Annotated in this window: 20 protein-coding genes, 1 other RNA gene and 2 pseudogenes; 22 read left to right on the top strand and 1 reads right to left on the bottom strand. The window is 43.7% G+C overall.

Annotated features, from left to right (window positions below; all coding sequences use genetic code 11):
- The first annotated feature begins 64 nt into the window (after window positions 1-64).
- From H9Q76_RS07105 to ssrA, 18 genes and pseudogenes are all read left to right on the top strand, one after another.
- Window positions 65-688 carry a hypothetical protein gene (locus H9Q76_RS07105; protein WP_249320874.1) on the top strand — a complete coding sequence of 208 codons (624 nt, stop codon included), beginning with the start codon at window positions 65-67 and terminating at the stop codon, window positions 686-688.
- Window positions 681-1,577, top strand: coding sequence for a hypothetical protein (locus H9Q76_RS07100; RefSeq protein ID WP_021985428.1), 897 nt, complete (start codon window positions 681-683; stop codon window positions 1,575-1,577). Before H9Q76_RS07105 ends, H9Q76_RS07100 begins: the two co-directional genes overlap by 8 nt.
- A gap of 85 nt (window positions 1,578-1,662) precedes the next feature.
- Window positions 1,663-2,346: an ABC transporter ATP-binding protein gene (locus H9Q76_RS07095; RefSeq protein WP_249320873.1), complete on the top strand. Its 684-nt coding sequence runs from the start codon at window positions 1,663-1,665 to the stop codon at window positions 2,344-2,346.
- Complete coding sequence (locus tag H9Q76_RS07090) at window positions 2,343-3,866, top strand: COG1361 S-layer family protein (protein WP_249320872.1); 1,524 nt, start codon at window positions 2,343-2,345, stop codon at window positions 3,864-3,866. Before H9Q76_RS07095 ends, H9Q76_RS07090 begins: the two co-directional genes overlap by 4 nt.
- 39 nt (window positions 3,867-3,905) lie before the next feature.
- A complete protein-coding gene (locus tag H9Q76_RS07085; protein ID WP_117781718.1) occupies window positions 3,906-4,745 on the top strand; it encodes a hypothetical protein in 840 nt (279 codons plus the stop codon).
- A 160-nt stretch (window positions 4,746-4,905) separates the two neighbouring features.
- Window positions 4,906-5,127: a LytTR family transcriptional regulator DNA-binding domain-containing protein gene (locus tag H9Q76_RS07080; protein ID WP_249320871.1), complete on the top strand. Its 222-nt coding sequence runs from the start codon at window positions 4,906-4,908 to the stop codon at window positions 5,125-5,127.
- A 283-nt stretch (window positions 5,128-5,410) separates the two neighbouring features.
- Window positions 5,411-6,931 carry a glycoside hydrolase family 5 protein gene (locus tag H9Q76_RS07075; RefSeq protein ID WP_249320870.1) on the top strand — a complete coding sequence of 507 codons (1,521 nt, stop codon included), beginning with the start codon at window positions 5,411-5,413 and terminating at the stop codon, window positions 6,929-6,931.
- A 157-nt stretch (window positions 6,932-7,088) separates the two neighbouring features.
- Window positions 7,089-11,372, top strand: coding sequence for a glycoside hydrolase family 9 protein (locus tag H9Q76_RS07070; RefSeq protein WP_249320869.1), 4,284 nt, complete (start codon window positions 7,089-7,091; stop codon window positions 11,370-11,372).
- Window positions 11,373-11,480: 108 nt separating this feature from the next.
- Window positions 11,481-13,022, top strand: coding sequence for a 2,3-bisphosphoglycerate-independent phosphoglycerate mutase (gene gpmI, locus H9Q76_RS07065; RefSeq protein WP_021985435.1), 1,542 nt, complete (start codon window positions 11,481-11,483; stop codon window positions 13,020-13,022).
- A 67-nt stretch (window positions 13,023-13,089) separates the two neighbouring features.
- Window positions 13,090-13,212 carry an MscL family protein gene (locus H9Q76_RS13880; RefSeq protein ID WP_334298696.1) on the top strand — a complete coding sequence of 41 codons (123 nt, stop codon included), beginning with the start codon at window positions 13,090-13,092 and terminating at the stop codon, window positions 13,210-13,212.
- Between the two features lie 254 nt (window positions 13,213-13,466).
- On the top strand, window positions 13,467-14,051 hold the full coding sequence (locus H9Q76_RS07055; RefSeq protein ID WP_021985436.1) for a xanthine phosphoribosyltransferase: 585 nt from the start codon (window positions 13,467-13,469) through the stop codon (window positions 14,049-14,051).
- A gap of 88 nt (window positions 14,052-14,139) precedes the next feature.
- Window positions 14,140-14,763, top strand: a pseudogene (locus H9Q76_RS07050) (solute carrier family 23 protein); the annotation flags it as partial.
- A gap of 141 nt (window positions 14,764-14,904) precedes the next feature.
- Entirely contained in the window at window positions 14,905-16,200 is a 1,296-nt protein-coding gene (gene eno, locus H9Q76_RS07045; protein ID WP_021985438.1) for a phosphopyruvate hydratase, read from the top strand.
- Window positions 16,201-16,316: 116 nt separating this feature from the next.
- Entirely contained in the window at window positions 16,317-16,550 is a 234-nt protein-coding gene (secG, locus tag H9Q76_RS07040; RefSeq protein WP_249320868.1) for a preprotein translocase subunit SecG, read from the top strand.
- Window positions 16,551-16,605: 55 nt separating this feature from the next.
- Window positions 16,606-18,789 (top strand): ribonuclease R, encoded by a 2,184-nt coding sequence (gene rnr / locus H9Q76_RS07035; protein ID WP_249320867.1) that lies wholly within the window; start codon window positions 16,606-16,608, stop codon window positions 18,787-18,789.
- Window positions 18,752-19,222, top strand: coding sequence for an SsrA-binding protein SmpB (smpB, locus tag H9Q76_RS07030; RefSeq protein WP_021985441.1), 471 nt, complete (start codon window positions 18,752-18,754; stop codon window positions 19,220-19,222). Before rnr ends, smpB begins: the two co-directional genes overlap by 38 nt.
- A 27-nt stretch (window positions 19,223-19,249) precedes the next feature.
- Window positions 19,250-19,567 (top strand): hypothetical protein, encoded by a 318-nt coding sequence (locus H9Q76_RS07025; protein WP_021985442.1) that lies wholly within the window; start codon window positions 19,250-19,252, stop codon window positions 19,565-19,567.
- A gap of 56 nt (window positions 19,568-19,623) precedes the next feature.
- Window positions 19,624-19,972: a transfer-messenger RNA gene (gene ssrA, locus H9Q76_RS07020) on the top strand.
- A 52-nt stretch (window positions 19,973-20,024) separates the two neighbouring features.
- Here the strand turns inward: ssrA and H9Q76_RS07015 are convergent.
- Window positions 20,025-20,486 (bottom strand): hypothetical protein, encoded by a 462-nt coding sequence (locus H9Q76_RS07015; protein WP_021985443.1) that lies wholly within the window; start codon window positions 20,484-20,486, stop codon window positions 20,025-20,027.
- A 191-nt stretch (window positions 20,487-20,677) separates the two neighbouring features.
- Between H9Q76_RS07015 and H9Q76_RS07010 the strand changes: the two genes are divergently transcribed.
- The 4 genes and pseudogenes from H9Q76_RS07010 to H9Q76_RS06995 all read left to right on the top strand — a co-directional run bounded on the left by H9Q76_RS07010 (window position 20,678) and on the right by H9Q76_RS06995 (window position 24,919).
- The gene (locus H9Q76_RS07010) at window positions 20,678-21,346 is read left to right on the top strand and encodes a GTP pyrophosphokinase (protein WP_021985444.1); all 669 of its coding nucleotides are present in this window, start codon (window positions 20,678-20,680) and stop codon (window positions 21,344-21,346) included.
- 197 nt (window positions 21,347-21,543) lie between these two features.
- Window positions 21,544-23,226, top strand: coding sequence for a Na/Pi cotransporter family protein (locus H9Q76_RS07005; protein ID WP_249320866.1), 1,683 nt, complete (start codon window positions 21,544-21,546; stop codon window positions 23,224-23,226).
- Between the two features lie 12 nt (window positions 23,227-23,238).
- Window positions 23,239-23,484, top strand: a pseudogene (locus H9Q76_RS07000) (polyphosphate kinase 1); the annotation flags it as partial.
- Between the two features lie 469 nt (window positions 23,485-23,953).
- The gene (locus H9Q76_RS06995; RefSeq protein ID WP_118373301.1) at window positions 23,954-24,919 is read left to right on the top strand and encodes an aldolase catalytic domain-containing protein; all 966 of its coding nucleotides are present in this window, start codon (window positions 23,954-23,956) and stop codon (window positions 24,917-24,919) included.
- Window positions 24,920-25,244 lie beyond the last annotated feature (325 nt).

Raw genomic sequence — 25,244 nt, 5'->3', positions numbered from 1 at the left:
TATTGTTCTTTTATCAATCAATGCAATCAATGGAACCGTCATTGATAAAGATCTGGGGTATTAAATGAACAGTTTTGAGACAGACGTGAAACGAGCGATAATTTCAAAAGGATTTCTGGCAGGATTTGTGTTAGAGCTTCTGATCTTGTGGAAGGTAGGCGGTGACTCGGAGTTATTCCGGGTGACCGTTCCTGTCATATCCACGTTTCCATATGCAACTGCATGGCTTGCCGATTATCAGAGCGGGTATATCAAGGCATATCTGCCAAGGTGTGGAAGAACGTCCTATATCTGTGGCAAGTTCCTTGCATGTGGGATTGCAGGCGGATTGGTTGAGATGCTTCCGTGCCTGTTATACCTGCGTTTTGCCAAGAACGCCGCAGCATTAAATCCGTTGCTTATTTTCTTCTCAGCGATGGTGTGGGCGCTGCTTTCCGCGACACTTGCGGCAATTTCGAACAGCCGTTATATCGCGTATGGCGGAAGCTTTGTCATCTACTACATATTGGTGATCCTGCATGATCGGTATTTCGAGGACATCTACTGTCTGTATCCATACGAGTGGATCCAGTTTCAGCATACTTGGATCTTCGATGAGCAGGGCATAGTGATCCTGCTTAGCAGTCTGTCAGCTCTGCTGTTTTTGATCTATTACAATACGGTAAGGAGGTGCATCGAACGTGTATAAACTAAGACAGATACTGCTTACCGCGTTTGCAAATTTCAGAAGATGGAAGAAGAATCCGCAGATCATACTGGCGTTCTGCCTTGCATTTATCGTAAGCTTCCTGCTTTCCGACAAGGTGCTTGTATTCGCGAAGGAGCATGACACGATCCTGCAGATGGCAGAGCCGTTCATCTGGACATTCGGCGATGCACAGTCGGTGCTGATCATCTCGTTACTCTTGCTTTTGTTATTTGCAGATATGCCGAACCTTGGAAATGATGTCCCACTTTTTCTGGTGCGGATTGATCGGAAGGTATGGGTGCTTGGACAGATCCTGTATCTGATACTCGCAACGTTTCTGTTCCTTTGCTTTATCCTGCTTTCTACCTGTATCTTGGCGAGCAGTCAGGCATTTGTAGCAAATATGTGGAGCGATACAGCAGCAGTGCTTGGGTATTCGAACATCGGCTATGAGCTGAATGTGCCGTCGTTCGTGAAAGTGATGGAGTTGAATTTCCCGTATCAGGTGATGTTCCACATATTCGGACTGATGCTTGGGTATTCGATCGTGATGGCAGGAATCATATTATTTTTCAACATGGTGAAGGACAACGGCGGTATGATCGCAGGTATCATCTATTCGGGATTCGGGTTCCTGCTGACACCGGATACACTGTCGGATATCCTGCATATCCCGGCGGTGCAGTCGCGGTATGCAAACATCATATTCGGCTGGATATCACCGCTCAACCATGCGACGTATTACATGCATAGCTTCGGCTATGATAATCTGCCGAAACTATGGGTATCGTATGTATTTTTTGCAGGGGTGGCACTTTTGATATTTATATTGTGTCTGCTCCGGATCCGCAGGTATACGTTCCAGTTTACAGGAACACAGTTACGATAATTACATTATGTAAATTAAATGACATATCACTCATGTTGAATATGGTTCACGGATAGAATAACAAGGAAATGAGGTTCCTAGATAGATGGAAGAAACCAGAAATGAAAACGGACAAGAAAATAGCAATGAAAAAGTGCACGAACGCAAACAGGGAATCGTCGTGGAACATGTCTACAAATCCTTCGGGAAAGAGCATGTGTTAGTCGATGTGAATCTGGAGATTCCACCGGGGAAGATCTACGGCGTGGTTGGAAATAACGGAAGCGGAAAAACCGTGCTGATGAAATGCATCTGCGGGTTTATGCATCCGGACAAGGGGCAGATCCATGTCGGAGGCAGCCGTGTCGGGAAGGAATGTGATTTTCCGGACAAGCTCGGCGTGATTATCGAGACACCGGGATTCCTGCCGGGGATAAGCGGATATAAGAACCTGAAGATCTTAGCAGATCTGAAAGGCAGAATCGGGAAAAATGAGATTATCGAGACATTACAGCACGTCGGCTTAAATCCTAAGATGAAAAAGCCGGTTGCAAAATATTCGCTTGGTATGCGGCAGAGGCTTGGCATCGCACAGGCAATCATGGAGAATCCGGACGTGCTGATCTTGGACGAGCCATTTAACGGACTTGACAAAGCTGGAGTCGCGGAGATGCGGCAGCTCTTATTATCCCTGAAGGAAAGCGGCAAGGCAATCATGCTGGCAAGCCATAATGCACAGGATATCGAGATGCTGTGTGATTATGTACATGAAATGGAGGACTGGAAATGAAACGAAAGCATATAGCGAGGAAAATATTTGCGATGACAATCGCGGCAACGATGTGTATGGGATTATCTCCGGCAGGAAGTGTTCTTGCAGCATCCGATCAGATGGTATCCTATACCGCAGTGCAGGCAGATCCTACCCAGCCGACGACACAGGAGCCCGCAACCACACAGGCAGACACAAACACAAAGGATGACAAGGATACACAGAGCGAGACAGTGACATTGAACATTGACAATGAGAACCAGTACGATGGCATGGAGAAGCCTTATGCACAGGGCTATGTACCGATCAATGCCAACGGCTCGGTCCGCATTGTATTTCCGATACTCAGTGAAGGAGAACTTCGGGGGAACACATTACGGGCGGCGCTTGATCTGGGCGATGCGCAGACAGCACCGTTCGTATTTAAAAACTACGAGAAGGATATCCGGTTGCAGACCGTCAAGGTAAATGCAAACACCAAAGAGGTTTCCGCCTACGTGGCAGATTTCACCGTAGAATTAAAGGGAAAGCGGACAAATGGCTCTTATCCGGTGATTCTGAAGGTCACAGCGAAGGATACAAAGGGCAATGCGGTGGAGCAGGAATTTACCACGTATGTGACAATCAGTGATGGCATCGATCCGGACGCAACGACAGAAGCTGTGGTAGAGCCGGTAGCTGAAGATCTTCCGACTTTTGCACCAAAGGTTATGGTAAAATCCTATAAATATTCAAAATCAGAGATTCAGCCGGGAGATGAAGTAAAGGCAGATATCGTCCTGCTCAACACAAGCAAAGAAAATACAGTGAAGAACATGACTATCGCAGTGACTGCTGATACAGAAAGCTTTACCCTGCTCAGCCAGTCCGACAGCGTCTATATCGAGAAGCTTGCTCCACAGGAGGAGAAAACGATCACATTTTCTTACCGGATCAACGCGAAGACCGCTGCCGGACAATACGATTTAGAGCTCGCCATGGACTATGCGGACGGTGAGGGAAATACATATTCCACTTCCGGCAAGGCGAAGATCACGGTACAGCAGTCCTCTGAGATGCAGTTTGACGATCTAAGCTTTCCAAGTGAGGTAGTCGTGGCGGATGTTGTGGAAGCCAAAGTGCAGGCGATGAACTTAGGCAGAAGTAAGATCTATAATGTACGGGCTGAGATTGCGGCAGATGGATTAAAGCCACAGGGAACGATTTTCATCGGAGATATGGAGGCAGGAACCGCGGCAACCGGAAGCACACAGGTATCTGTCAGCTCACTGTCCGGAAGCAAGCTGTATGGAAATACCGAAGGCACGGTCACTTATTATTACGAGGACGAAAGCGGCAAGGAATATACGGAAGAAGTGACATTTACCACAACGATCAAATCCCCATTTTCGGACCAGAAGGAAGAGACAACACCGGACAATACGAACCAGTGGTGGGTAATCATGGCGGTTGTGATTGGCTGTATCGCGGTTGCTGCAGGTGTGATCATTGTACGGAAGATACACCTTAAGAAGCAGGATGAGGAAGATACGGAATAAATTTTCCGGAGAAATCAGTGTGGAGCAATTAGACAGATTATGAAGATACGAGAGTTTCTGCGCCTGCGCCGACAGCAGGATGCAGTGAAGATTATAATTTTATATGTAATCGCAATCGGAGTCTGCTGTGGATTCCTGATCCGGGATGGCTTGCGCTATGCGCAGATCACCCGGACGAAAGAGGAATTCAAACTGATTGGAAATGATCAGGTGCTTACAGACAGCAAGGTACAGCGGGTGCGCGAGATCGAGGGCGTCACAGATGTAAGCTATGATGTGAGTGATTCCGTCACGGTGTCATATCAGGCGAACACGACATCCTTCGAGGCAGAACTCTTAAGTGAGGCATATATACAGGAGGTCTATGGTATCACACAGGAAGGCTCAACGATGACCTATTATGCGAACAATGCCGCGTATAAGCAGATCTGTCAGAGCCTGTCACAGGATATCGCGCCGATTCAGACAGAGGAGCTTACTGTGACGTATACTTCTTCGACGGAGCAAAGCCAGAATGCAAACCAGCCGACAGATAGTGGCAACGATGCATCACAGGCAGGAGACAGCCGTACCGCGCGGATCGTACAAGCGGATATCGGCGGGGACACACCATTTATCTGTGCGATTGGAGATCCGGTTACACTTAAAGCCTCCGGGAATCTGCGCATCCGGATTGCCAGACAGGATCAAAGCCAGAAGGTACTGACACTTGCCGGGAATCTGTCCTTCTCGAACGATAACGCTATGGAGATCTATCAGGCGCAGGCGAAGCTCGACCAGTTATTTATCCGGGTCAAATTCGAGTTACTGCTGATGCTGGTATGTCTGGTTGCCGTCGTGACGATGAGCAAGTATGCGGTAAGACCACTTGAAAAATAGTGGTCTTTTTTAATTTGATAATTAAATATGAAGTATTTTCCCTTTGTAATACAATTGGTTGTTTATGCAAGGTTATAGGTTGTTTATACAAAGTGCATGGATTTTGTATAACAAACGAAATAAAATATTGATATCGGACTTACGGGGAGAGTACATATAAATGATAACAAATAATAATGAACAAAATAATTATTTAACTACAAAAAGCAAGTTTATAGAAATTGTATGTGAGAAGGAGAAGGTGCTAATCAATTTAAATGAAGTGATGTATATTGAAAGAGATGCAAGAAAGGTTCGTTTTGTGACAAAGGGGAGTGAATATGCATCATATATATCATTAGCTTCTTTAATAAAACGATTACCGTATAATTTTGTCCGATGACATACTGGGTATATTGTAAATATGGACTATGTTGTTTCTATACATTCTAATTATCTTGTCATAAATGATGGTTATAAGATTAGTATTGGGCGTACTTATAAGAGTGCGGTGACAACATGGAAATAAAAGTGTAAGAGAGATGGATGTTTTCACTGAAAGAAAATAAATCTCTCTTTTTTACTGCAATTTAATTGATGCAGTTAAGAATTCATGATAAAATTTTTATACTAATATTTGCGTTTTGAGGAAGAGAAAAATCAAAAGGAAAGGATTTGAGGGGAGAATGAACAAAAATCTAAAAATTGTAATATTTATATTGCTGTTTATTATCGTCTTTCTGCTCGGCATGCTGCTTGGTATGCAGATACAGGGAAAATGGGATAAAGCAGAAACCAACAAGTCTGCATCCGGTTCGGCAGAAGCACAGATTGATGAGGAAACAGGTGAAAATTCAGACAATCAGAATGATGCTTCGACCAATAATCCTGCTACGAACGATACTTCGGATGACTCTGTGAACGAGACAGCAGCCACCAATCACGTGTCTGTAGACCGGGATGTCGACTATGGTGCGATGGATGTGCCGGAACCAACGACTGATGACTGGCTGTTTACCGATGGCAATAAGATCGTGGATGCAGATGGAAACGAAGTGTGGCTGACTGGTATCAACTGGTTTGGCTATAATACAGGGACGAACACATTTGACGGATTATGGGCTTCCGATCTGAATCAGTCGATTCAGGAGATTGCAAACCACGGATTCAATGTGATCCGTGTGCCATTTTCAGCAGAACTGATCTTACAATGGTCGAACGGTGAATATCCGGATGCAAATTTCAACCAGGCGACCAACGATTATCTAGTTGGAATGGACAGCCTGCAGATCTTTGAGTATGTGATCGGGCAATGCCGGGCGAATGGGTTAAAGCTGATCATTGATATCCATTGTGCGGAGACGAATGCGAGCGGACATATGGTGAATCTCTGGTACACGGACCGGATATCCACGGATGATTATCTGTATGCACTTTCGTGGATGGCTGACCGCTACAAGAACGATGATACGATCATTGCCTATGACCTGAAGAATGAGCCGCATGGAAAACCGAACGAGGGCGACGGGGCGGCAATCTGGAACGATTCGAAGTCTGAGAACAACTGGAAATACACGGCAGAGCGTGCCGCAAATGCTGTGCTGTCGAAGAATCCAAATGTACTCGTGCTCGTGGAAGGAACTGAGATCTATCCGGTTGATATCAAGAAGAATGGCAATTATGCATCAACGAATGAGGATGATTATTATTTCAACTGGTGGGGCGGAAACCTGCGCGGTGTCGCAGATTACCCGGTTGACCTTGGCAAATATCAGAACAAGCTTGTATATTCGCCGCACGATTATGGCCCGACTGTATATGAACAGCCTTGGTTTCAGGGCAGTTATACCTATGACAGCCTGATGAAAGACTGCTGGCACGATAACTGGTTTTATATCCATGAGGATAATATTGCACCGCTTCTGATCGGTGAGTGGGGCGGATTTATGACGGAACCGAACATCATCTGGATGACCTATATGCGCGAACTCATACAGAAGAATAGACTGAATCATACCTTCTGGTGCTTCAATGCGAACTCTGGGGATACCGGAGGCATGGTTTTAGATGATTTCACAACATGGGACGAGGAAAAGTATGCATTTGTCAAGGAAGTTCTCTGGAACAACGGTGAGAAGTTCATCGGACTTGATCATGCGATTCCGCTTGGCATCAATGGAATCAGTCTGGGAGAGTACTACAAATAACCTATATGTAAAATTCATTGATTGAACATAAGCCAGGTGTCGATTATAATGGATTGTATGAAGAAAATGATCGGAGGCAGAAATTGAAAAGTTGCGGGCACAGTTACAGCTCGTGCAAGATAAAAAGAACAATTAAAACATTAAGAGGAGGGTTCAAATGAGCAAAAAACGAATGACAAGGAGGGTGTTTGCAGTTGTATTTGCTCTGTTATTCATGATAACAGGGGTGACGATTCCAACGTTGACACCACAGGCAGCAACGGAAATGGATTTATCATCGTATATTACGATGAGTGGAAAAACAGAGGCTGCAAAAGACAATGGCGAAAACAAAGGGATTATGATCTCCGAGCTTATACTGAGTTTGCCAGCGGATATGGATGAAAAATCCGAATGGGAAGCAAAGGGAATTAAGAGTTTGAGCATGAGTCTGTCAGTTTCAAACTTCACTGCGGGTACAACGGGTACGCCGGGAGCTATGATGATGTTCATGTCAAAGGACTGGAAATGGAATCAGGGAAATTATGTAAACTTGACAACATCAGGAACGATGGAAATGAGCATGGATCTCTCAAGTCTGGATTGGGGAAATAGCACAGAAGTTGGTAAAATCGGCGTGCAGTTTACAAACCTGCAGGAAGGTTCTACTGTTACATACCAGATCAATTCTGTGAAGTTCTCGACAGATTCTACCTCATCTGGTGGTTCTGGTGGAAGTTCTGGCGGCTCTGGTACAGTCACAATTCCTGCCGGAAATGTAACAGATTACAATTATTCAGATATTGATTACAACTATGCAAAGCTGCTTCAGTACTCTTTGTATTTTTATGATGCAAATATGTGTGGCGATGAGGTAGGAACAAAGTCTCTGCTTGACTGGAGAGGAAATTGCCACACCTATGATAAGTATTCTTATACAAGAACCGATGGAAGTACTGTTACGGTAGATTTGACTGGCGGATTCCATGACGCGGGCGATCATGTAAAGTTTGGTCTTCCAGAAGCATATGCGGCATTTGTGCTTGGTATGAGCTATAATACGAACAAATCTGCATATGTGGCATCGGGACAGACGAATCATTTGCAGACAATCACGACACATTTTGCGGATTATCTGACTAAATGTGCTGTATTAAACAGTGCAGGAACTTCTGTGGAAGCGTACTGTGTACAGGTTGGAAATGGTGGCGGTGGTTACGATCATGGATATTGGGGAGCGCCGGAAGCTCAGCCACAGAGCAATCGTACGGCATATTTCTCCAGCGATTCTGCACCACATACTGATGTGGTATCATTATCCGCAGCCGCACTTGCCATGCAGTATAAAAACTTTGGCGGCGACAAATATTTAAAGACAGCAGAAATGCTTTTTGCATATGCAAAAAATCACAATAAGTCTGTTGGTACAACGTCTGGTAGCTTTTATGTATCTTCTAACTGGGAAGATGATTATTGTCTGGCAGCGCTGTTGTTGTATCAGATTACCGGAAACACAAGTTATCTGTCTGAATATAATCAGTATAAAAATGCAGATGCAGCTATGAAACCATATTGGCCGCTTGGCTGGGACAATGTCGGTCCGGCAGTGGCTTATTACGATGGGAATTCCAGTAAAATAGCATCGCTTATGGGAATTTCAGATGGCAATAGTACCTATGGTGGCTATCGATGTGTCAGCAATTGGGGTTCTGCCCGTTATAACACATCTATGCAGTACACAGGATTATTGTATGATAAGATGACGTCAATAGAAACATATCGAGGCTGGTCAGAGGGACAGATGAAATATCTGCTTGGTAACAATGCAGCAAAGCAATGTTTTGTCATCGGATATAATGCGTATGGACCAAAATACCCGCATCATAGAGCGGCTTCCGGATATACTGGTAAAGATCAAGGAACAACTGCTCAGAAAAACATGTTAATCGGTGCTTTGGTTGGCGGACAGAAAATCGATGGTTCCTATGTTGATTCTGCAAGCGATTATGTATGTAATGAGGTAGCCATAGATTATAACGCGACTCTGGTTGCTGCTGCGGCTGCAATCTATGAAAAATACACATCCGATACCGAACATCAGTATATAGACAAAAATCTTTCATCTGGTGGCAGTTCCACACCTGATGTACCGAAGGAGGTTGCAGCAACAGGTGTTGCTTTGAATAAAGACACGCTGAGCTTCGAGATCGGAGGAACAAATCCTGTGACAGAGACAACCCTTGTTGCAACTGTATCACCGGATGATGCAACAGATAAGAGCGTGACATGGAGTTCTTCGAACAACAAGGTTGCAACTGTGAATGCTTCTGGTAAGGTAACCGCGGTTGGCGCAGGTTCTGCAACAATCACAGCAAAAGCAAACGGAAGCACATCAGATGTGAAAGCAACCTGTGCAGTTACGGTGTGGAAGACACCAGAGGCTCCAACACAGGCACCAAGCACAAGTGAGACACCGACGACAAATACGATCACGTTAACACCATATGACGACTGTGAGTATCGCATTGCTCCAAATGGAACATGGCAGGATAGCAACGTATTTGAGGGATTAGATCCAGATACAGAATATACATTTGAAATCCGTGTAAAAGCCGATGCAGATAACAACATTCGCACGGGCGAGATTGTAACGATCAAAGTAAAGACCGCACAGGAAGGAGAGAAGATTGTAGAAGTAACAGGGGTTCGGTTTGACAATCAGCCTTCCGAGAAATCTATAACGATCGGAGATGCTGTTTCATGGAGCTTCCCGGCAACGGTTTCCCCTGCCAATGCCACAGATAAGACGATTACATATACCTCTTCCAATCCAGAGGTTGCTAAAATCGATGCGACAACCGGTGTTCTTACGGCGGTTGCACCTGGATATACAGAGATTTCTGTGACAACAAAATCGGGCGGATACAAAGATACTGTTAAGCTTTCCGTGTATAAGAAATATGAAACACCGTCAGCTCCAACACTTGCATCTAAGACAGCTGCTTCTGTCACATTAAACAGTGTTGCTGGCTGCAAATATTCCAAAGATGGCGTGAACTGGCAGAATAGCAATGTATTTACAAGACTTACAGCAAATACAGCTTATACATTTTATGTAAAGAAGGTGGCAAAGGGGTATTGGCTGGAAAGCGATAAGAGCGCAGGACTCACCGTTACCACAGTCAAAGAGACAACCGGTGGTTCGACTGGTGGTAACACTGGAGGAAATACAGGTGGAAATGCCGGCGGCTCCACAGGCGGTAATACTGGAGACTCTACTGACGGAAGTACAGGAGGGAATACTGGTGGTTCCACAGGTGGTAACACCGGAAGCAATACAGGTGGAAATACAGGCACAACTACAACAGCTCCGAATATTACAGTTTCCTACCGTACGCATGTACAGACATTTGGCTGGGAAGGAAAAGAGAACGATATCAAGACATGGAAATCCAATGGTACTATGTCAGGTACAAGCGGAAAGGCAAAGAGACTTGAAGGTATCAATATTGTTGTAAATTCTGCGGAAGCAGGAAAGACAGCCAAGCTCGGTATTCAGTACACGACGCATTGTCAGAGTTACGGCTGGCTGCCTTGGTCTGCAAATGGTGAGATGAACGGAACTGAGGGGGAAGCAAAGAGACTCGAAGCAATCAAGATTCAGCTTACAGGCGCAGATAAGGATAAATATGATGTGTATTACAGAGTGCACGCACAGTCTTACGGATGGCTCGGCTGGGCGAAGAATGGCGCACCATCTGGAACAGCAGGCTATGCAAAACGTCTGGAAGGCATCCAGATTGTAGTTGTAAAGAAGGGTGAATCTGCACCGGGCGCAAACTTCAAGGGTGTGAATGTTACAAAACAGTTAGCAAGCTATATTGCAAAGGCTGGATCTTCACCGGTTGTCGGTAATCCGGCGACATCCAACACGAATCCGTCTGTGGTCGGTGAGAACGCAATCAATGTTGCGTACCGTACACATGTACAGAGCTTCGGCTGGCAGGGCTGGAAGTATAATGGACAGATGAGTGGTACTTCTGGATTAGCAAAGCGTCTCGAAGGTATCAATATCAAGCTAACAAACCAGACATACAGCGGCAGCATTGTCTATACGACACATGTACAGTCTTATGGCTGGCAGGGAAATGAGAACGATCCAAATACATGGAAACGCAATGGCGTTATGTCTGGTACAAGTGGAGAGGCGAAGCGTCTCGAAGCAATCCGTATCGCACTGACTGGCGAGATGGCAGAGCATTATGATGTATATTATCGTGTACATGCACAGAGCTTTGGCTGGCTTGGCTGGGCAAAGAATGGTGAGGCTGCTGGAACCGCAGGTCTTGCAAAACGTCTCGAAGGCATCCAGATTGTTCTTGTGCCAAAGAATGGTAAGGCACCAGCGATGCGCTATCAGGGTATTACCAGTGTGAAAACACAGGCATACATAAAAAAATAAATCAGGGAGAAATCTCTACGATAAAATCTTGAAAAAAAGTGTATAACTGTATATAATCAAACAGGAAATTACAAAGAATAAATTATTATAAATTAAAGGAGATAAACAATGAGTAAGAAACCAGTTGTATTGATGGTACTTGATGGCTATGGCATTACAGACAAGACAGAAGGTAATGCAATTTACATGGCAAACACACCTGTGATGGATAAGCTGATGGCAGAGTGTCCATATGTAAGAGGAAATGCTTCCGGACTTGCAGTTGGACTTCCAGACGGACAGATGGGTAACTCTGAGGTTGGTCATATGAATATTGGCGCCGGAAGAATTATTTATCAGGATCTGACATCGATCACAAAGGCAATCGAGGATGGCGATTTCTTCGAGAACGAAGCAATGCTTGAGGCGATTGAGAACTGCAAGAAGAACAATTCCGACCTTCATCTGTGGGGACTTCTTTCCGATGGCGGTGTACACAGCCACAATACACATCTGTATGGTATCTTAGAGCTTTGCAAGAAGCAGGGCTTTGATCGCGTATATGTACATCCATTCTTAGATGGTAGAGATACACCTCCAGCATCTGGTAAGGATTATGTTGCAGCGCTCGTTGATAAGATGCAGGAGATCGGAGTCGGTAAGGTCGCAAGTATTTCCGGTCGTTACTATGCAATGGATCGTGATAACAACTGGGATCGTGTAGAGAAAGCTTATGCAGCTATGGTATATGGCGAGGGCGTAAAGGCTGCAGATCCAGTACAGGCAGTTGCAGATTCTTATGCAAATGATAAGACAGATGAGTTTGTTCTTCCTACTGTTATCGAGGCAGATGGAAAGCCGGTTGCAACCGTAAAGGCAAACGATTCCGTTATCTTCTTTAACTTCCGTCCAGACCGTGCACGTGAGATCACAAGAGCATTCTGTGCAGATGAGTTTACAGGATTTGAGCGGAAAGGTGGAAAGCTGCCACTAACATATGTATGCTTCAAGGATTACGATGAGTCTATACCGAACAAGATCATCGCTTTCAAGAAGCAGGAGATCAAGAATACACTTGGAGAGTATCTTGCTGCAAATGGTTTGAAGCAGCTTCGTACCGCTGAGACAGAGAAATATGCACATGTTACATTCTTCTTCAACGGTGGTGTTGAAGAGCCAAACAAGGATGAGGACAGAGTACTTGTAAAGTCTCCAGCTGTTGCAACTTACGATCTGCAGCCAGAGATGAGTGCACCGGAAGTATCTGAGAAGCTGAATGCAGCCATCCGTTCCGGTAAGTATGATGTGATTATCATCAATTTTGCAAACCCGGACATGGTAGGACATACTGGTGTGATCCCTGCTGCTGTAAAGGCTGTTGAGACAGTTGACCAGTGTGTAGGAACTGCTGTAGAGGCAATCAAGGAAGTAGATGGCGTGCTCTTTATCTGTGCAGACCACGGAAATGCAGAGCAGATGATTGATTACAAGACAAAGGCACCTCATACGGCACATACAACCAACCCGGTTCCATTTATTCTTGTAAATTACGACGACAGCGTAAAGCTTCGTGAGGGTGGATGCTTAGCTGATATCGCTCCAACATTACTTGAGATCATGGGACTTCCACAGCCGGAAGAGATGACAGGGAAGTCATTGATCGTAAGATAGGAAAGGAATGATACCAACGAAGAAATTCTTAAAATAGTTTAAAGAGTTTGCTTAAAAGGGCAATGTGATGGAACTCGCCATCGCAGTTATTATTGGTGGTGCATTTCAGGGAATAATTACAGCTTTTACGGATGATTTTATCAATCCAATCATCAATAATGAGACCTTTTTCGGTAGACCACTATTGTAAATTATAGATTTTGTATATAGAGTTGTGGTTGCTTACCAATTCTTAGCAGACCATTGGAGCATGTCGGCACTTAATGAGATGCATCGGTAATTTATTACCGACTGCATCGAATTTAGTACCGCTACATGCGGAAGTGAGCGAGAGCACGTCTGCAAAGAATTGAGTAAGCAACCACAACTCGTATAAAAAAAGTATATTTTACAACTATCCACTGAAAAAGGTTTTTCTTATTCTAATATCAGGAGGAAAGAAGATTGAATTTTCTAGAGGAACGCATCTTAAAAGATGGCATAGTAAAAGAAGGAAATGTACTGAAGGTCGACAGCTTTCTGAATCACCAGATGGATGTCCGCCTGTTCGATCAGATTGGCGAGGAGTTCAAGCGCCGATTTGCAGATGAGAAGATCAATAAGATTCTGACAATTGAGGCATCCGGCATCGGCATTGCCTGTATCGTCGCAAGACATTTTGATGTACCGGTTATCTTCGCGAAGAAGTCGAAGAGCATCAACATCGAAGGTGATGTGTATGTGGCAGAGGTAGAATCTTTCACACACAAGTGCAAGAATCAGGTTATCGTATCGAAGAAATTCTTAAACCCTGAGGATAAAGTCCTGATCATCGATGATTTCCTTGCGAACGGCTGTGCCCTGCAGGGACTTATCTCAATCGTGAAATCCGCAGGCGCTGAAGTATCCGGTATCGGAATTGCCATCGAGAAGGGCTTCCAGCCGGGTGGACAGGTAATCCGCAATCTCGGATTCCATCTGGAATCCCTTGCAATTGTGGATAGCATGGATTATACAACGGGTGAAATTAAATTCAGAGAGAATGCATAAGACGAGTAAGACAGAAGCTTCGATTGAAAATATTTACAGATTAGAGGGAAGAGTGCCGGTTGCCAAGGCAATTCCGTTTGGATTACAGCATATTCTGGCGATGTTTGTTGCAAATATCGCTCCAATCATCATTGCAGCGGCAGCTTGCGGATTAAGTGCGAGTGAGAGCGCCGGACTTGGCAGAGATGCGACGACGAAGGAGACATCCGGTTCGATTGCCTGTGACGGTTTTGTCAGCGCATTATCGTCGGTATTTGGCTGTCTGCCGATCACTTCATTTAGCCAGAATGTCGGCTTGGTTGCCATGACGAAGGTCGTAAACCGTTTTACGATTGCAACCGGTGCGGTTATTATGATCTTAGCGGGAATCTTCCCGATCTTCGGCGCTGTGCTTGCAACATTGCCGGATGCGGTACTTGGCGGCTGTACGATCATGATGTTCGGTACGATTGTCGTAAGCGGTATCCAGATGCTTGGCAGATGTGGCTATACACAGAGAAACATTACGATTACAGCACTTTCCTTAAGTATCGGTCTTGGATTTACACAGGTGCCGGAGATTTTCGCAATCTTCCCTCGTATTGTCCAGACGGTATTTGCCGAAAACTGCGTCGCTGTTGTATTTATCGTGGCAATCATTCTGAATCTTGTACTTCCGAAGAACATGGAGGCACATACGATTGAGACAGAAACAGAGACAACTGCAGAATAACATCTGAATTTAATATTGAAATAATCGAAACGTCCTGTGAAAAAACCATTGCAGGACGTTTTTTATATGTAACTTATGTATAAAAAGCTCCGATTCGGAAATAATTAGCTTAGATGTAATAATTTTTGGAGGCTGATTTTGATGGATCGGATAAAATATATACATGCAAGAGAGATACTGGATTCCCGTGGAAATCCAACGGTAGAGGTAGAGGTCGTAACAGAAAATGGTGCGGCGGCGATCGCATCGGTGCCTTCCGGCGCTTCGACCGGAGAATACGAGGCACATGAGCTGCGCGATGATGAGCGGAGATATATGGGAAAAGGCGTGGAGAAGGCAGTGACGAATGTCAATACACGGATCAGTGACCGGCTCGTTGGCGTTGATGTGTTCAATCAGGCGTTGATCGACAAATACCTGACGGAAGCAGATGGAACCGAGAACAAATCGCGATTTGGAGCCAATGCAATTTTAGGAGTGTCACTGGCTGTTGCCCGTGCAGCAGCGAATTCCCTGCGTATGCCATTATATCGTTATATCGGTGGAATCAACGCGAAGAAAATGCCGCTTCCGATGATGAACATATTAAATGGTGGCTGTCATGCAGATAATACTGTGGATCTGCAGGAATTCATGATTGCTCCGGTTGGGGCAGATTCGTTCAAGCATTGCCTGGAAATGAGTGCAGAGATCTACCACACCTTGAAGCGCGTGCTGCATGAAAATGGACTTTCAAACGGTGTAGGAGACGAAGGTGGATTTGCACCAAACCTCGCAACCTCAGCACAAGTACTCGACTATCTGGTGCTTGCGATCAAGGAAGCAGGCTATAAACCATATGAAGATGTGAAGATCGCCATTGATGCAGCAGCAAGTGAGTTGTATGATGAGACAAGCGGGCTATATTATTTCCCTGGAGAAAGCCGGATGGCAGGCAGGGAGATCTATCGTAATTCTGAGGAAATGGTGCAGTATTACGAGGATTTGATAGGGAAATATCCGATTTACTCCATTGAAGATGGACTCGATGAAAATGATATGAAGGGCTGGAAGGTGCTTACATTCCGGCTTGGCGAGAAGGTACAGCTTGTCGGCGATGATCTGTTTGTCACAAATGTTGGGCGCTTAAAGCAGGGAATCGAGGACGGTATTGCAAATGCGATTCTTATCAAGTATAATCAGATTGGAACTTTGACAGAGGCAATGGATGCCATTGAGCTTGCTAAGAAATCCGGTTATAAGACGGTGATTTCTCATCGCTCGGGCGAGACAGAGGATTCTTTCATTGCGGATCTGGCAGTTGCGGTGAATGCTGGACAGATCAAGACGGGTGCCCCGTGTCGTTCTGACCGTACGTCAAAGTACAACCAGCTTCTTCGGATAGAAGAAGAGCTTGGGAAATTAGCCATTTATGGAGATTTTCCTACTGCAAAATAAAATATTGCCATACAAATGCCAAATTTAGCAGATTTTTCTTAAATTATATATTGTATTTACGAAATTCTTATGGTAATATGTTCAAGTATGAGTTAAAATAATAAGGAGGAATTCTCGTGAAGACAGCGTTAATTATAATATTTTTGGTAATATCTGTTATCTTGGCAGTTATCGTTATGATGCAGGAAGGTAAAGGCGGTTTGTCCGGCGCAATCAGCGGCGGTGGCGCAGATAGCTATTGGAGCAAGAACAAAGGAAAATCCAAAGAGTCTGTATTGAAGAAGGTTACAGTCGTTCTTGGTGTTCTGTATTTTGCACTGGCTTTGGTCCTGTCATCAAAATTCATTTAGATTTTACAAGCTGCTTTGATAAAAAGCAGCTTATTTTTTTGGGAGGTGTTACGTTATGGGAGAAAAAAGAGAACGCGTAAAACAGAAGTTATATGATTTTATTTGTGATGAACAGTACAAGCCGATGCGTCTCAAAGACATCCGTTTCCTGCTTCAGGTTAAGGATGCCGATAAAAAACGTGTGGAAGAAGCATTAAACGAACTGGTAGAAGAAGGAAAGATTACTGTTACCCCGAAGGGTAAATATAAGAAACTGGATGATAAATTCTTAGTCGGTGATTATATCGGCAACAAAAAGGGATATGGATTTGTCCGTGTAGAAGGATATAAGGACGATTTCTTTATTCCAGCCAAGTTTTCGATGGGAGCCTTTCACGGGGATCGTGTCATGATTGCACCGGATTCTTATACGAAACAGGGAAAAAGCACCGAGGCAAAGGTTACTCAGATTTTAAAGCGTGGACTTACAACAATTGTTGGAACATATGACAAACAGCAGAACTTTGGCTTTGTGATTCCAGATAACCAGAAGGTAGCTGATGATATCTTTGTTGCAAAGAAGGATTCTATGGGGGCAATGACTGGACACAAGGTTGTATGCAGGATTACCAACTATGGTGCGGATCATAAATCTCCGGAAGGCGAGATTATTGAGATCTTAGGACATGTGAATGATCCAGGCACGGACATACTTTCGGTTGTACGGGCATATGATATACCAGTGGAATATCCGGACAAGGTCATGGATTCCCTGAAAGATATTCCAGATGAAGTGGACGAAGCGGATTTTGTCGGACGTACGGATTTCCGGGCACTTCCAACCGTAACAATTGATGGTGAAGACGCAAAAGACTTGGATGATGCGATTACGTTATCTTTTGAAGATGGTGTCTATACATTGGGTGTACATATTGCGGATGTATCGCATTATGTAAAGGAGAAATCCCCACTTGATAAGGAAGCATTGAAGCGTGGAACAAGCTGCTATCTTGTGGATAGTGTCATCCCGATGCTGCCACACAAATTATCAAATGGTATCTGTTCTTTGAATGCTGGTACAGACCGTCTCACACTTAGCTGTGTGATGAAGTTTGACAAAAAAGGCAAGCTGTTGGATCATACGATCTGTGAGGGTATCCTGCATGTCGATGAACGTATGACTTATACAAATGTTGAGAAGATCTTAGAGCGGAGTGACGAGGAAGTATTGAAACGGTATGAACCTCTCGTGCCAATGTTTGATCTGATGCTGGAGCTTTCCACAATTCTTCGGAAGAACCGCCGAAAACGTGGTTCGATTGATTTTGATGTTGCTGAGACAAAGATTATTGTGGATGAAAACCACAAACCAGTGGAAATCAAGCCATATGACCGGAATCCTGCAACGAAGATCATCGAGGATTTCATGCTGGCTGCCAATGAGACAATCGCAGAAGACTATTTCTGGCAGGAGCTACCGTTTGAATATCGTGTCCATGAGCATCCGGATGAGGAGAAGATCGATATTTTAGCCGCATTCATCAATAATTTTGGACTCTTTATCAAGGCATCCAGAGATGAGACACATCCGAAGGAATTGCAGAAAATCCTTGACCAGATCGAGGGCAAGCCATATGAGGCACTGATCAGCAAGATGATGCTCCGTTCGATGAAGCAGGCACGTTACTCGACTGAGTGCACCGGACATTTTGGCCTGTCGTGCAAGTATTACTGCCATTTTACATCTCCAATCCGCCGGTACCCGGATCTACAGATCCATCGTATCATCAAGGAGAATCTGCACGGTGAACTTTCCGAGAAGCGGATTGAACATTACCGTCACATTCTGCCGACCGTTGCAAATGATAATTCCGTCAAAGAGCGTCGGGCAGAAGAAGCAGAGCGGGATGTCATCAAGTTAAAAGAGATTGAGTATATGTCGGAGCACATCGGGGAAGAATTCGATGGAGTAATCTCTGGCGTTACCTCAAACTACATCTTTGTGGAATTGGATAATACAGTAGAAGGTGCAGTCTCTGTTGCCTATATGTATGATGATTTCTATTATTTCAACGAGCAGGAATATGCGATGGTCGGAGAAAAAACGAAAAAGAAATATCAATTGGGTGACAAAGTGCGCATCAAAGTGTTAAAATGTGATAAAATTAAGAAAACCATTGATTTTTCACTGATTGATGGTAATATAGAAGGAGTTGAAAAAAGTGGCGAAGCAACGAGGGACGAAACTGATAGCCAATAACAAAAAAGCATATCATGATTACTTCATAGAGGACACATACGAGGCTGGCATTGCTTTAGTTGGAACGGAAGTGAAATCTCTCCGTATGGGAAAATGCAGTATCAAAGAGGCGTTTGTCGGATTGGATGGCGATGAGGTATATGTCTATCGCATGAATATATCTCCGTATGAGAAGGGAAATATCTTCAATAAAGATCCACTTCGGACAAGAAAGCTGTTGCTACATCGCTATGAGATCAACAAATTGATCGGACAGCAGAAAATGAAGGGATATACCTTGGTGCCGTTAAAAGTATATTTTAAGGATAGTCTTGTCAAAGTCGAGATTGGATTGGCACGTGGTAAGAAGCTGTACGATAAGCGGGATGATATCGCGAAAAAGGATATGAAACGAGAAGTTGAACGAGACTTCAAGATTCGTAATCTGGGATAAATATGAGAAGTTAAGGTAGGAGAACGTATGAGTCAGGCAAAAGTAGATCGCTATAAGGAAGAGAAGAAGAATCGAAAGAAGATTCAGAAGAAACAAAAAGCAAAACAGGTAGTGGAGATTTTAGTATGTGCCGCTATTTTAGGTGCTCTGGTCGGTTTCCCTCTGGGCAGACATGCATATCAGAAAAACTATGAGACACGCCAGGCAAATAAGACAATCAATGCATCGGTTTACGATTATTGGGCACAACAGTATTGGGCAGCTAATTATACGGGATATGTATTCCCAACAGCAAGCAATAGCGATGCTACTCCAGAAGATGCATCTGCAACAGATGCAGAATAATAGCTTGGTATATACACTTTTAAAGTGGGATATATAGATTTTCGTCAATCAAACCAGGGGTTGTACTGGTTTCGACGGGGGTTTAGAAATTACGGTAGCCATTCGTGGACCAGGACCACGCTAAAACTTGGAAAATAAATATAAACGCAGACGAAAATTACGCGTACGCTGCCTAATTATGGCAGCTGTCAGATCTAGGTTCCCCACAACTTAGAATCCTGGCATCGACTTAGTGGGACACTCCGGGGCTTAAGCTTTGCGGTTTCGGAAAATTCATGAAGCTACCATATAGGAAAGCCTGTTTGTAGGCGTTTTTGTATGGGAAATCCAATATACAAACTGTAATGGGAGAAGCTGTAATGGAAGAGCTTTCGGACAGGGGTTCGATTCCCCTCAGCTCCATCGCTCAATATGAGCAGGGCACCGCCGTCAGGTGGTAAAAAGAAAAGGCACGGAACTAATCTTCCGTGTCTTTCTTTGGTAAACGTGCATGCATAAATTCATAGATATTCTCACATAATTCCTTCTGCATCATAAATGAAATTGTATAGCGTTCCTTCTCTGTGAAAACATTCAGAATATAAAAAATCATGTTTTCGTCCGGAATAACCATCGTCACATGCTTGATCTGATCGAAGTCGTAATGGGTAGTTCCATATTTATGTTCGATCGTAAAGCCGGTGTCATCAAAGATATAGGTTGCTGAAAATGCCTGCTTCCGAAAGGACATCACTACGAGATAGATTCCGTAGGCACCAACAAATGTAACAAACAACGCTGTTAACACCAGGTGTTTGGCGTAGCCATGGATCATTGTAAATGCCTGCAAGGTGGCGACAAGTAGAAACATAAATCCAAGAAAACGATAGGCAAGCCGGTTTGCACGCCGTTTATTAACAGTATATTTATAGCCCTTCATATTAGAAAATCCTTTCTTTTGGTAATCATCTTTTTGAACAGTATTGGAAATACATGGTGTATGATGAATATTCACATATAGATAGTATAGGGGCTTAAAACACTTTATGCAAGTGCATTTTGCATAGATTTAACAATCTTTAACCAAACATTGATAGAATAAAAAGAATGAATGAGGCATATATAAATATTATGGAACAGGAAAAACAGTTACAATTACATATTACAAAAAATGACCGTAAGATTATTACGGATTTTGCAAATTCCTTATCGGATAAGGAATATCAGCTTCGGTGTATGTGGGCGATCCAGATATTAGAATCGAAGCTGACAATGATCAATCTGGAATTGCAGGAGAATCTGCAGCGCGAGGTTGTTGTGCGGTTAACACACCGTATCAAAAGCGCAGAGAGTATCTTTTTGAAGTTGCGCCGCAAAGGGTATACGATCAACTTAGATAACGCGAAAAAGAAATTGAATGATATCGTTGGCGTCCGGGTGACCTGTATATTCCGGGATGATATCTATGCGTTGGTGGATTGTCTGAAGATCCAGCATGATATCAAGATCCTCAAAATCAAGGATTATATCAAAACGCCGAAATCTTCCGGTTATCAGGGGGTACATATGATTCTGTCTGTCCCGATTTATCTGTCGAAAAAGACAGAATGGATGAAGGTGGAACTACAGCTTCGCACGGTTGCCATGGATTCCTGGTCGGTACTCGATTACCAGCTACTCTATAAGAAAGATCTGGTTGATACCGGGGAAATCGTGCAGGAGTTGAAACGATATTCCGATGTGATTGCCGATATGGATACGAATATGATGCGGTTACGGGATAAGATCAAAGAAATTTAAGCGCCAGTTTGGCGCTTTTTCTTTTAGCAGAAATATCGCTTTACATAGATTTAACAATTCTTTACCTTCTGTTGATAGAAGCAAACTCCATATTTCGATATTATTCAAGCTATGAGAGCAATTTTGCTTACGGGAAACGCTTGCAAAACAGCTTTCAAATCGGTTAAAAATGCCCAAAAGAGGAAGGAAGAATTAAAATGAACGAAAGTATGGCGACTGTGTTCGGTTTGCTGGGAGGTTTGGCACTTTTTATATTCGGAATGAATATGATGAGTGAATCGCTCCAGAAGGTAGCCGGAGACAAAATGAAGAAGGTGTTGGGAGTACTTACACGAAATGCCGTGTGCGGAATGTTGGCGGGCGCACTTGTAACGGCAGTTCTGCAGAGTTCCAGTGCGACAACTGTATTGGTAATCGGTTTTGTCAGCGCCGGATTGATGTCCTTAAAGCAGGGTATCTCTGTTATCTTCGGTGCGAACATCGGAACAACGATGACAGCACAGCTGATGGCATTTAAGATCAGTGATTATATTATGCCGATCGTATTTATCGGTTTCCTGATCGCGTTTATTGCGAAGAAAGAAAAGGTGAAGTTTGTCGGACAGACAATCTTCGCCTTCGGTTTGTTGTTTGTTGGTATCGAGATGATGGGCGATGTCATGAAGCCGCTTGCAACAAGCCCGGTATTTATCAATATGATGGAGAAAGTCAGCCATATTCCGGTACTTGGCGTTGGTGTCGGTTTGGTTATGACGCTTGTCGTACAGAGCAGCTCTGCAACGATTGCGGTATTGCAGAGCTTCGCATCACAAGCAGGTCCGGATGGTGCGAGTGTGATCGGATTAGTTGGCGCAATTCCGATTCTGCTCGGCGATAATATCGGTACAACCATTACCGCAATATTGGCAAGTATCGGTCAGTCCAAGGATGCAAAACGCTGTGCGATTGCACATAGCGTGTTTAATATTACCGGTTCCTTTATCTTTATCTGGATCATCAAGCCATTTGCAAAGTTTGTTGAGATGATCTCACCAAAGGGAAATGAACTGGATGTGATATCACGTCAGATTGCAAATGCACATATGAGCTTTAATATCATCAATACTCTGATCTGGCTGCCGCTTCTTCCGGTTATGGTGAAGATTGTTATGTTTATTGTCAGAGATGACAAGGAAGTGTCTATCGAAGATTATAAAGAGAAAAGCTTTCTTGACAAAAATGTGATCAGTCAGCCGATTGCAGCTATGTATCTTGTATCCCAGGAGATCCGCCGTACAGGACGCCTTGTATCAGAAATGATTGGAAATATGAAGGCAACGGTGATGAATAATGATAGCAAAGCGCTTGCCGAGCTAGAAAAAAATGCGAAGCTTGTAACAGAGATTGATGAGAATACTGTCAGCTATATCTCTGGAATGTTCTCGAATGGTTCTCTGACTGAAGAGCAATCATCTACGACTGCGGGACTGTTGTATGTCCTAAATGATATTGCACGTGTCAGCAAGCGGTGTGAGGATGCTTCACCGGTTATACGTGCCAAACTCGAAGGAAAGTATAAATTCTCAAAGGATGCAGTTGAGGAACTTGGAAAAGTAATTGATAACGTAGAAATCATGTATCGGACATCGATTGTCTCACTGGAAAATGGGGATACAAAGACTGCAAGGAAGGTCTTCGATTATCGCAAGGAACTGCGTAATATGGAGAAGAAATTCAACAAGAACCATCTAAAACGTCTGCGCAAGAAAAATTGCAAACCGGAATTTACTTATCCGTTTTCCAATATGCTTCACAGCTTAGAGCGCATCGGCGACAGTTGCAACGGCATGGTGGAAGAAGTGATGGACAATGTCCGTTTCCTGGAATTGGAGGAAGCATAGGAGGAAAATAACATGTTACAAGAAACAATCTATGATAACCGGGAACTTTCCTGGTTAAAGTTCAATAAAAGAGTATTGGAAGAAGCAGTGGATGAGAACAATCCGCTCTGCGAGCGGCTGTCGTTCGTGTCAATCTTCCAGAGTAATCTCGATGAGTTCCTGATGGTACGTGTCGGTTCATTGGACGCTGGAAAAGACAGCAAAGTCCGTGAGAACAAAACAAATTTGACCTGTCAGGAGCAGCTTGACCGTATTATTGTGAAGGAGAATGATCCTGTGATTAAAGCTCGGATCCTTGACGATTTTGAGTGTATGCGCAGGCTTACAAGAGCAACGAGACACATGCATAGATAAACATCATGCTAAGAGTATATAGTTATACAATCCAATTACATACGCTATACAATACTGCGCCATCAGTATTTAGTATAGATTCGAGACTTCCTCTCGACTGACAGTGAATGAACATTACTGTCAAATGAAGCGCCTGTTTACGCCATACACAGGCGCTTTTTTCTTTCTTCGGGAGTGGAATTTGAGACGGATACTGTGAAAAAATCCATTATGCATCTGGGACGATTATGCAAAGACGATGGATTGTCATATGAAAAAGCAGTAGAAAAATATTGGGGTTGACTATCCGGAAAATCTCTGTTAATATATCCATATTCTCTTTAATGCATTAAAGCAGTAACGCAACAGAGAAAGAAAGATGAGGAACAAAGACATGAAAGAATTATCAAATTTACTTGGATTTCGGGAAAGTATCAAGGTGGTAGACGCGACCTTACGTGATGGTGGACTGGTGAATGACTTCTATTTCACAGACGACTTTGTAAAAGCTTTATATCAGGCAAATATCGATGCAGGTGTTGACTATATGGAGATGGGGTATCGTGCATCAAAAAAGGTGTTTGATGAATCGAAGTTCGGTAAATGGAAATTCTGTAGTGATGACCATATCCGCGAGATCGTTGGAGATAACGATACAGACTTAAAGCTTGCAATCATGGCTGATATCGGACGTCATGATAAGAACGATTTCGATGAGAAGGTAAATTCTCCGGTTGATCTGGTTCGCGTGGCAGCGTACATCCATCAGATGCCGGAAGCAATCGACATGGTAGAGGATGCGGCAAAGAAGGGATACGAGACAAGCTGTAATATCATGGCTATCTCGAATTCACAGGAGGAAGACATCAAGGTTGCACTTGATATGCTTGGCAAGACACCAGTGGATGTTATCTACATCGTAGACAGCTTTGGTTCCCTGTATCCGGAGCAGATTGCCCGTATTGCAGATCTGTACCTGAATTTCGCAGCAAAATACAATAAGAAGATCGGTATCCACGCACACAACAACCAGCAGCTTGCATTTGCTAACACGATTGAAGCGTGCGGTGATGGTGTAGACTGGTTAGACGGAACCTACCTGTCCATGGGAAGAGGAGCCGGAAACTGTGCAATGGAGCTATTACTTGGATTCCTGAAGAATCCAAAATACAACGTATACCCGGTATTCAAATTCATTGAAGACCACATGATGAAATTAAAGGATGACGGCATCGTCTGGGGGTACGATCTCCAGTACCTGATGACCGGGCTTTTAAACCAGCATCCTCGTTCTGCAATCGCCTTCACAAAAGAGAATCGCCGCGACTACGCAGAATACTACAAGGAACTGTTAATTTAATTGCATAAGGAACAACAAGAAAATAGTTATTGTTTCTCGAAAGATTGAGAAGTAAAAAGAGCATATAATATACAAAGAATAGTTGTAGTTATTTATGTATATGTTTGAAACTTAGAAGTACTTAATGTTCTGTAATAAATCAGCAATGTTTGAACACGATGTTCAAACAAGCCGCCACTGAGCCACGGATGGCGAATTGGCGGCGATTGCGTACGATAGAAGTTATGTAAATCAGAACATTTAGAACTTCTTGTTTCAATACATCACATAAACAACTACAACTATTTTTATATATGCTCTTTTTACGCACATTTTACAAAACTAC

The sequence above is a fragment of the Wujia chipingensis genome (assembly GCF_014337155.1).
GTDB lineage: Bacteria > Bacillota > Clostridia > Lachnospirales > Lachnospiraceae > Coprococcus_C > Coprococcus_C hominis.
The sequence above is the reverse complement of the archived record's forward strand: the minus strand, read 5'-3'. Positions and strand labels throughout refer to the sequence as shown.

Bases quoted from the DNA above. Each gene is read 5' to 3' on its own strand.
- gpmI (WP_021985435.1), top strand. From the start codon at position 11,481: ATGAGTAAGAAACCAGTTGTATTGATGGTACTTGATGGCTATGGCATT.
- H9Q76_RS07085 (WP_117781718.1), top strand. From the start codon at position 3,906: ATGAAGATACGAGAGTTTCTGCGCCTGCGCCGACAGCAGGATGCAGTG.
- H9Q76_RS13880 (WP_334298696.1), top strand. From the start codon at position 13,090: ATGGAACTCGCCATCGCAGTTATTATTGGTGGTGCATTTCAGGGAATA.
- H9Q76_RS07080 (WP_249320871.1), top strand. From the start codon at position 4,906: ATGATAACAAATAATAATGAACAAAATAATTATTTAACTACAAAAAGC.
- H9Q76_RS07005 (WP_249320866.1), top strand. From the start codon at position 21,544: ATGAACGAAAGTATGGCGACTGTGTTCGGTTTGCTGGGAGGTTTGGCA.
- H9Q76_RS07105 (WP_249320874.1), top strand. From the start codon at position 65: ATGAACAGTTTTGAGACAGACGTGAAACGAGCGATAATTTCAAAAGGA.
- rnr (WP_249320867.1), top strand. From the start codon at position 16,606: ATGGGAGAAAAAAGAGAACGCGTAAAACAGAAGTTATATGATTTTATT.
- H9Q76_RS07070 (WP_249320869.1), top strand. From the start codon at position 7,089: ATGAGCAAAAAACGAATGACAAGGAGGGTGTTTGCAGTTGTATTTGCT.
- eno (WP_021985438.1), top strand. From the start codon at position 14,905: ATGGATCGGATAAAATATATACATGCAAGAGAGATACTGGATTCCCGT.
- H9Q76_RS07010 (WP_021985444.1), top strand. From the start codon at position 20,678: ATGGAACAGGAAAAACAGTTACAATTACATATTACAAAAAATGACCGT.
- H9Q76_RS07090 (WP_249320872.1), top strand. From the start codon at position 2,343: ATGAAACGAAAGCATATAGCGAGGAAAATATTTGCGATGACAATCGCG.
- H9Q76_RS07095 (WP_249320873.1), top strand. From the start codon at position 1,663: ATGGAAGAAACCAGAAATGAAAACGGACAAGAAAATAGCAATGAAAAA.
- H9Q76_RS06995 (WP_118373301.1), top strand. From the start codon at position 23,954: ATGAAAGAATTATCAAATTTACTTGGATTTCGGGAAAGTATCAAGGTG.
- H9Q76_RS07025 (WP_021985442.1), top strand. From the start codon at position 19,250: ATGAGTCAGGCAAAAGTAGATCGCTATAAGGAAGAGAAGAAGAATCGA.
- H9Q76_RS07015 (WP_021985443.1), bottom strand. From the start codon at position 20,486: ATGAAGGGCTATAAATATACTGTTAATAAACGGCGTGCAAACCGGCTT.
- H9Q76_RS07075 (WP_249320870.1), top strand. From the start codon at position 5,411: ATGAACAAAAATCTAAAAATTGTAATATTTATATTGCTGTTTATTATC.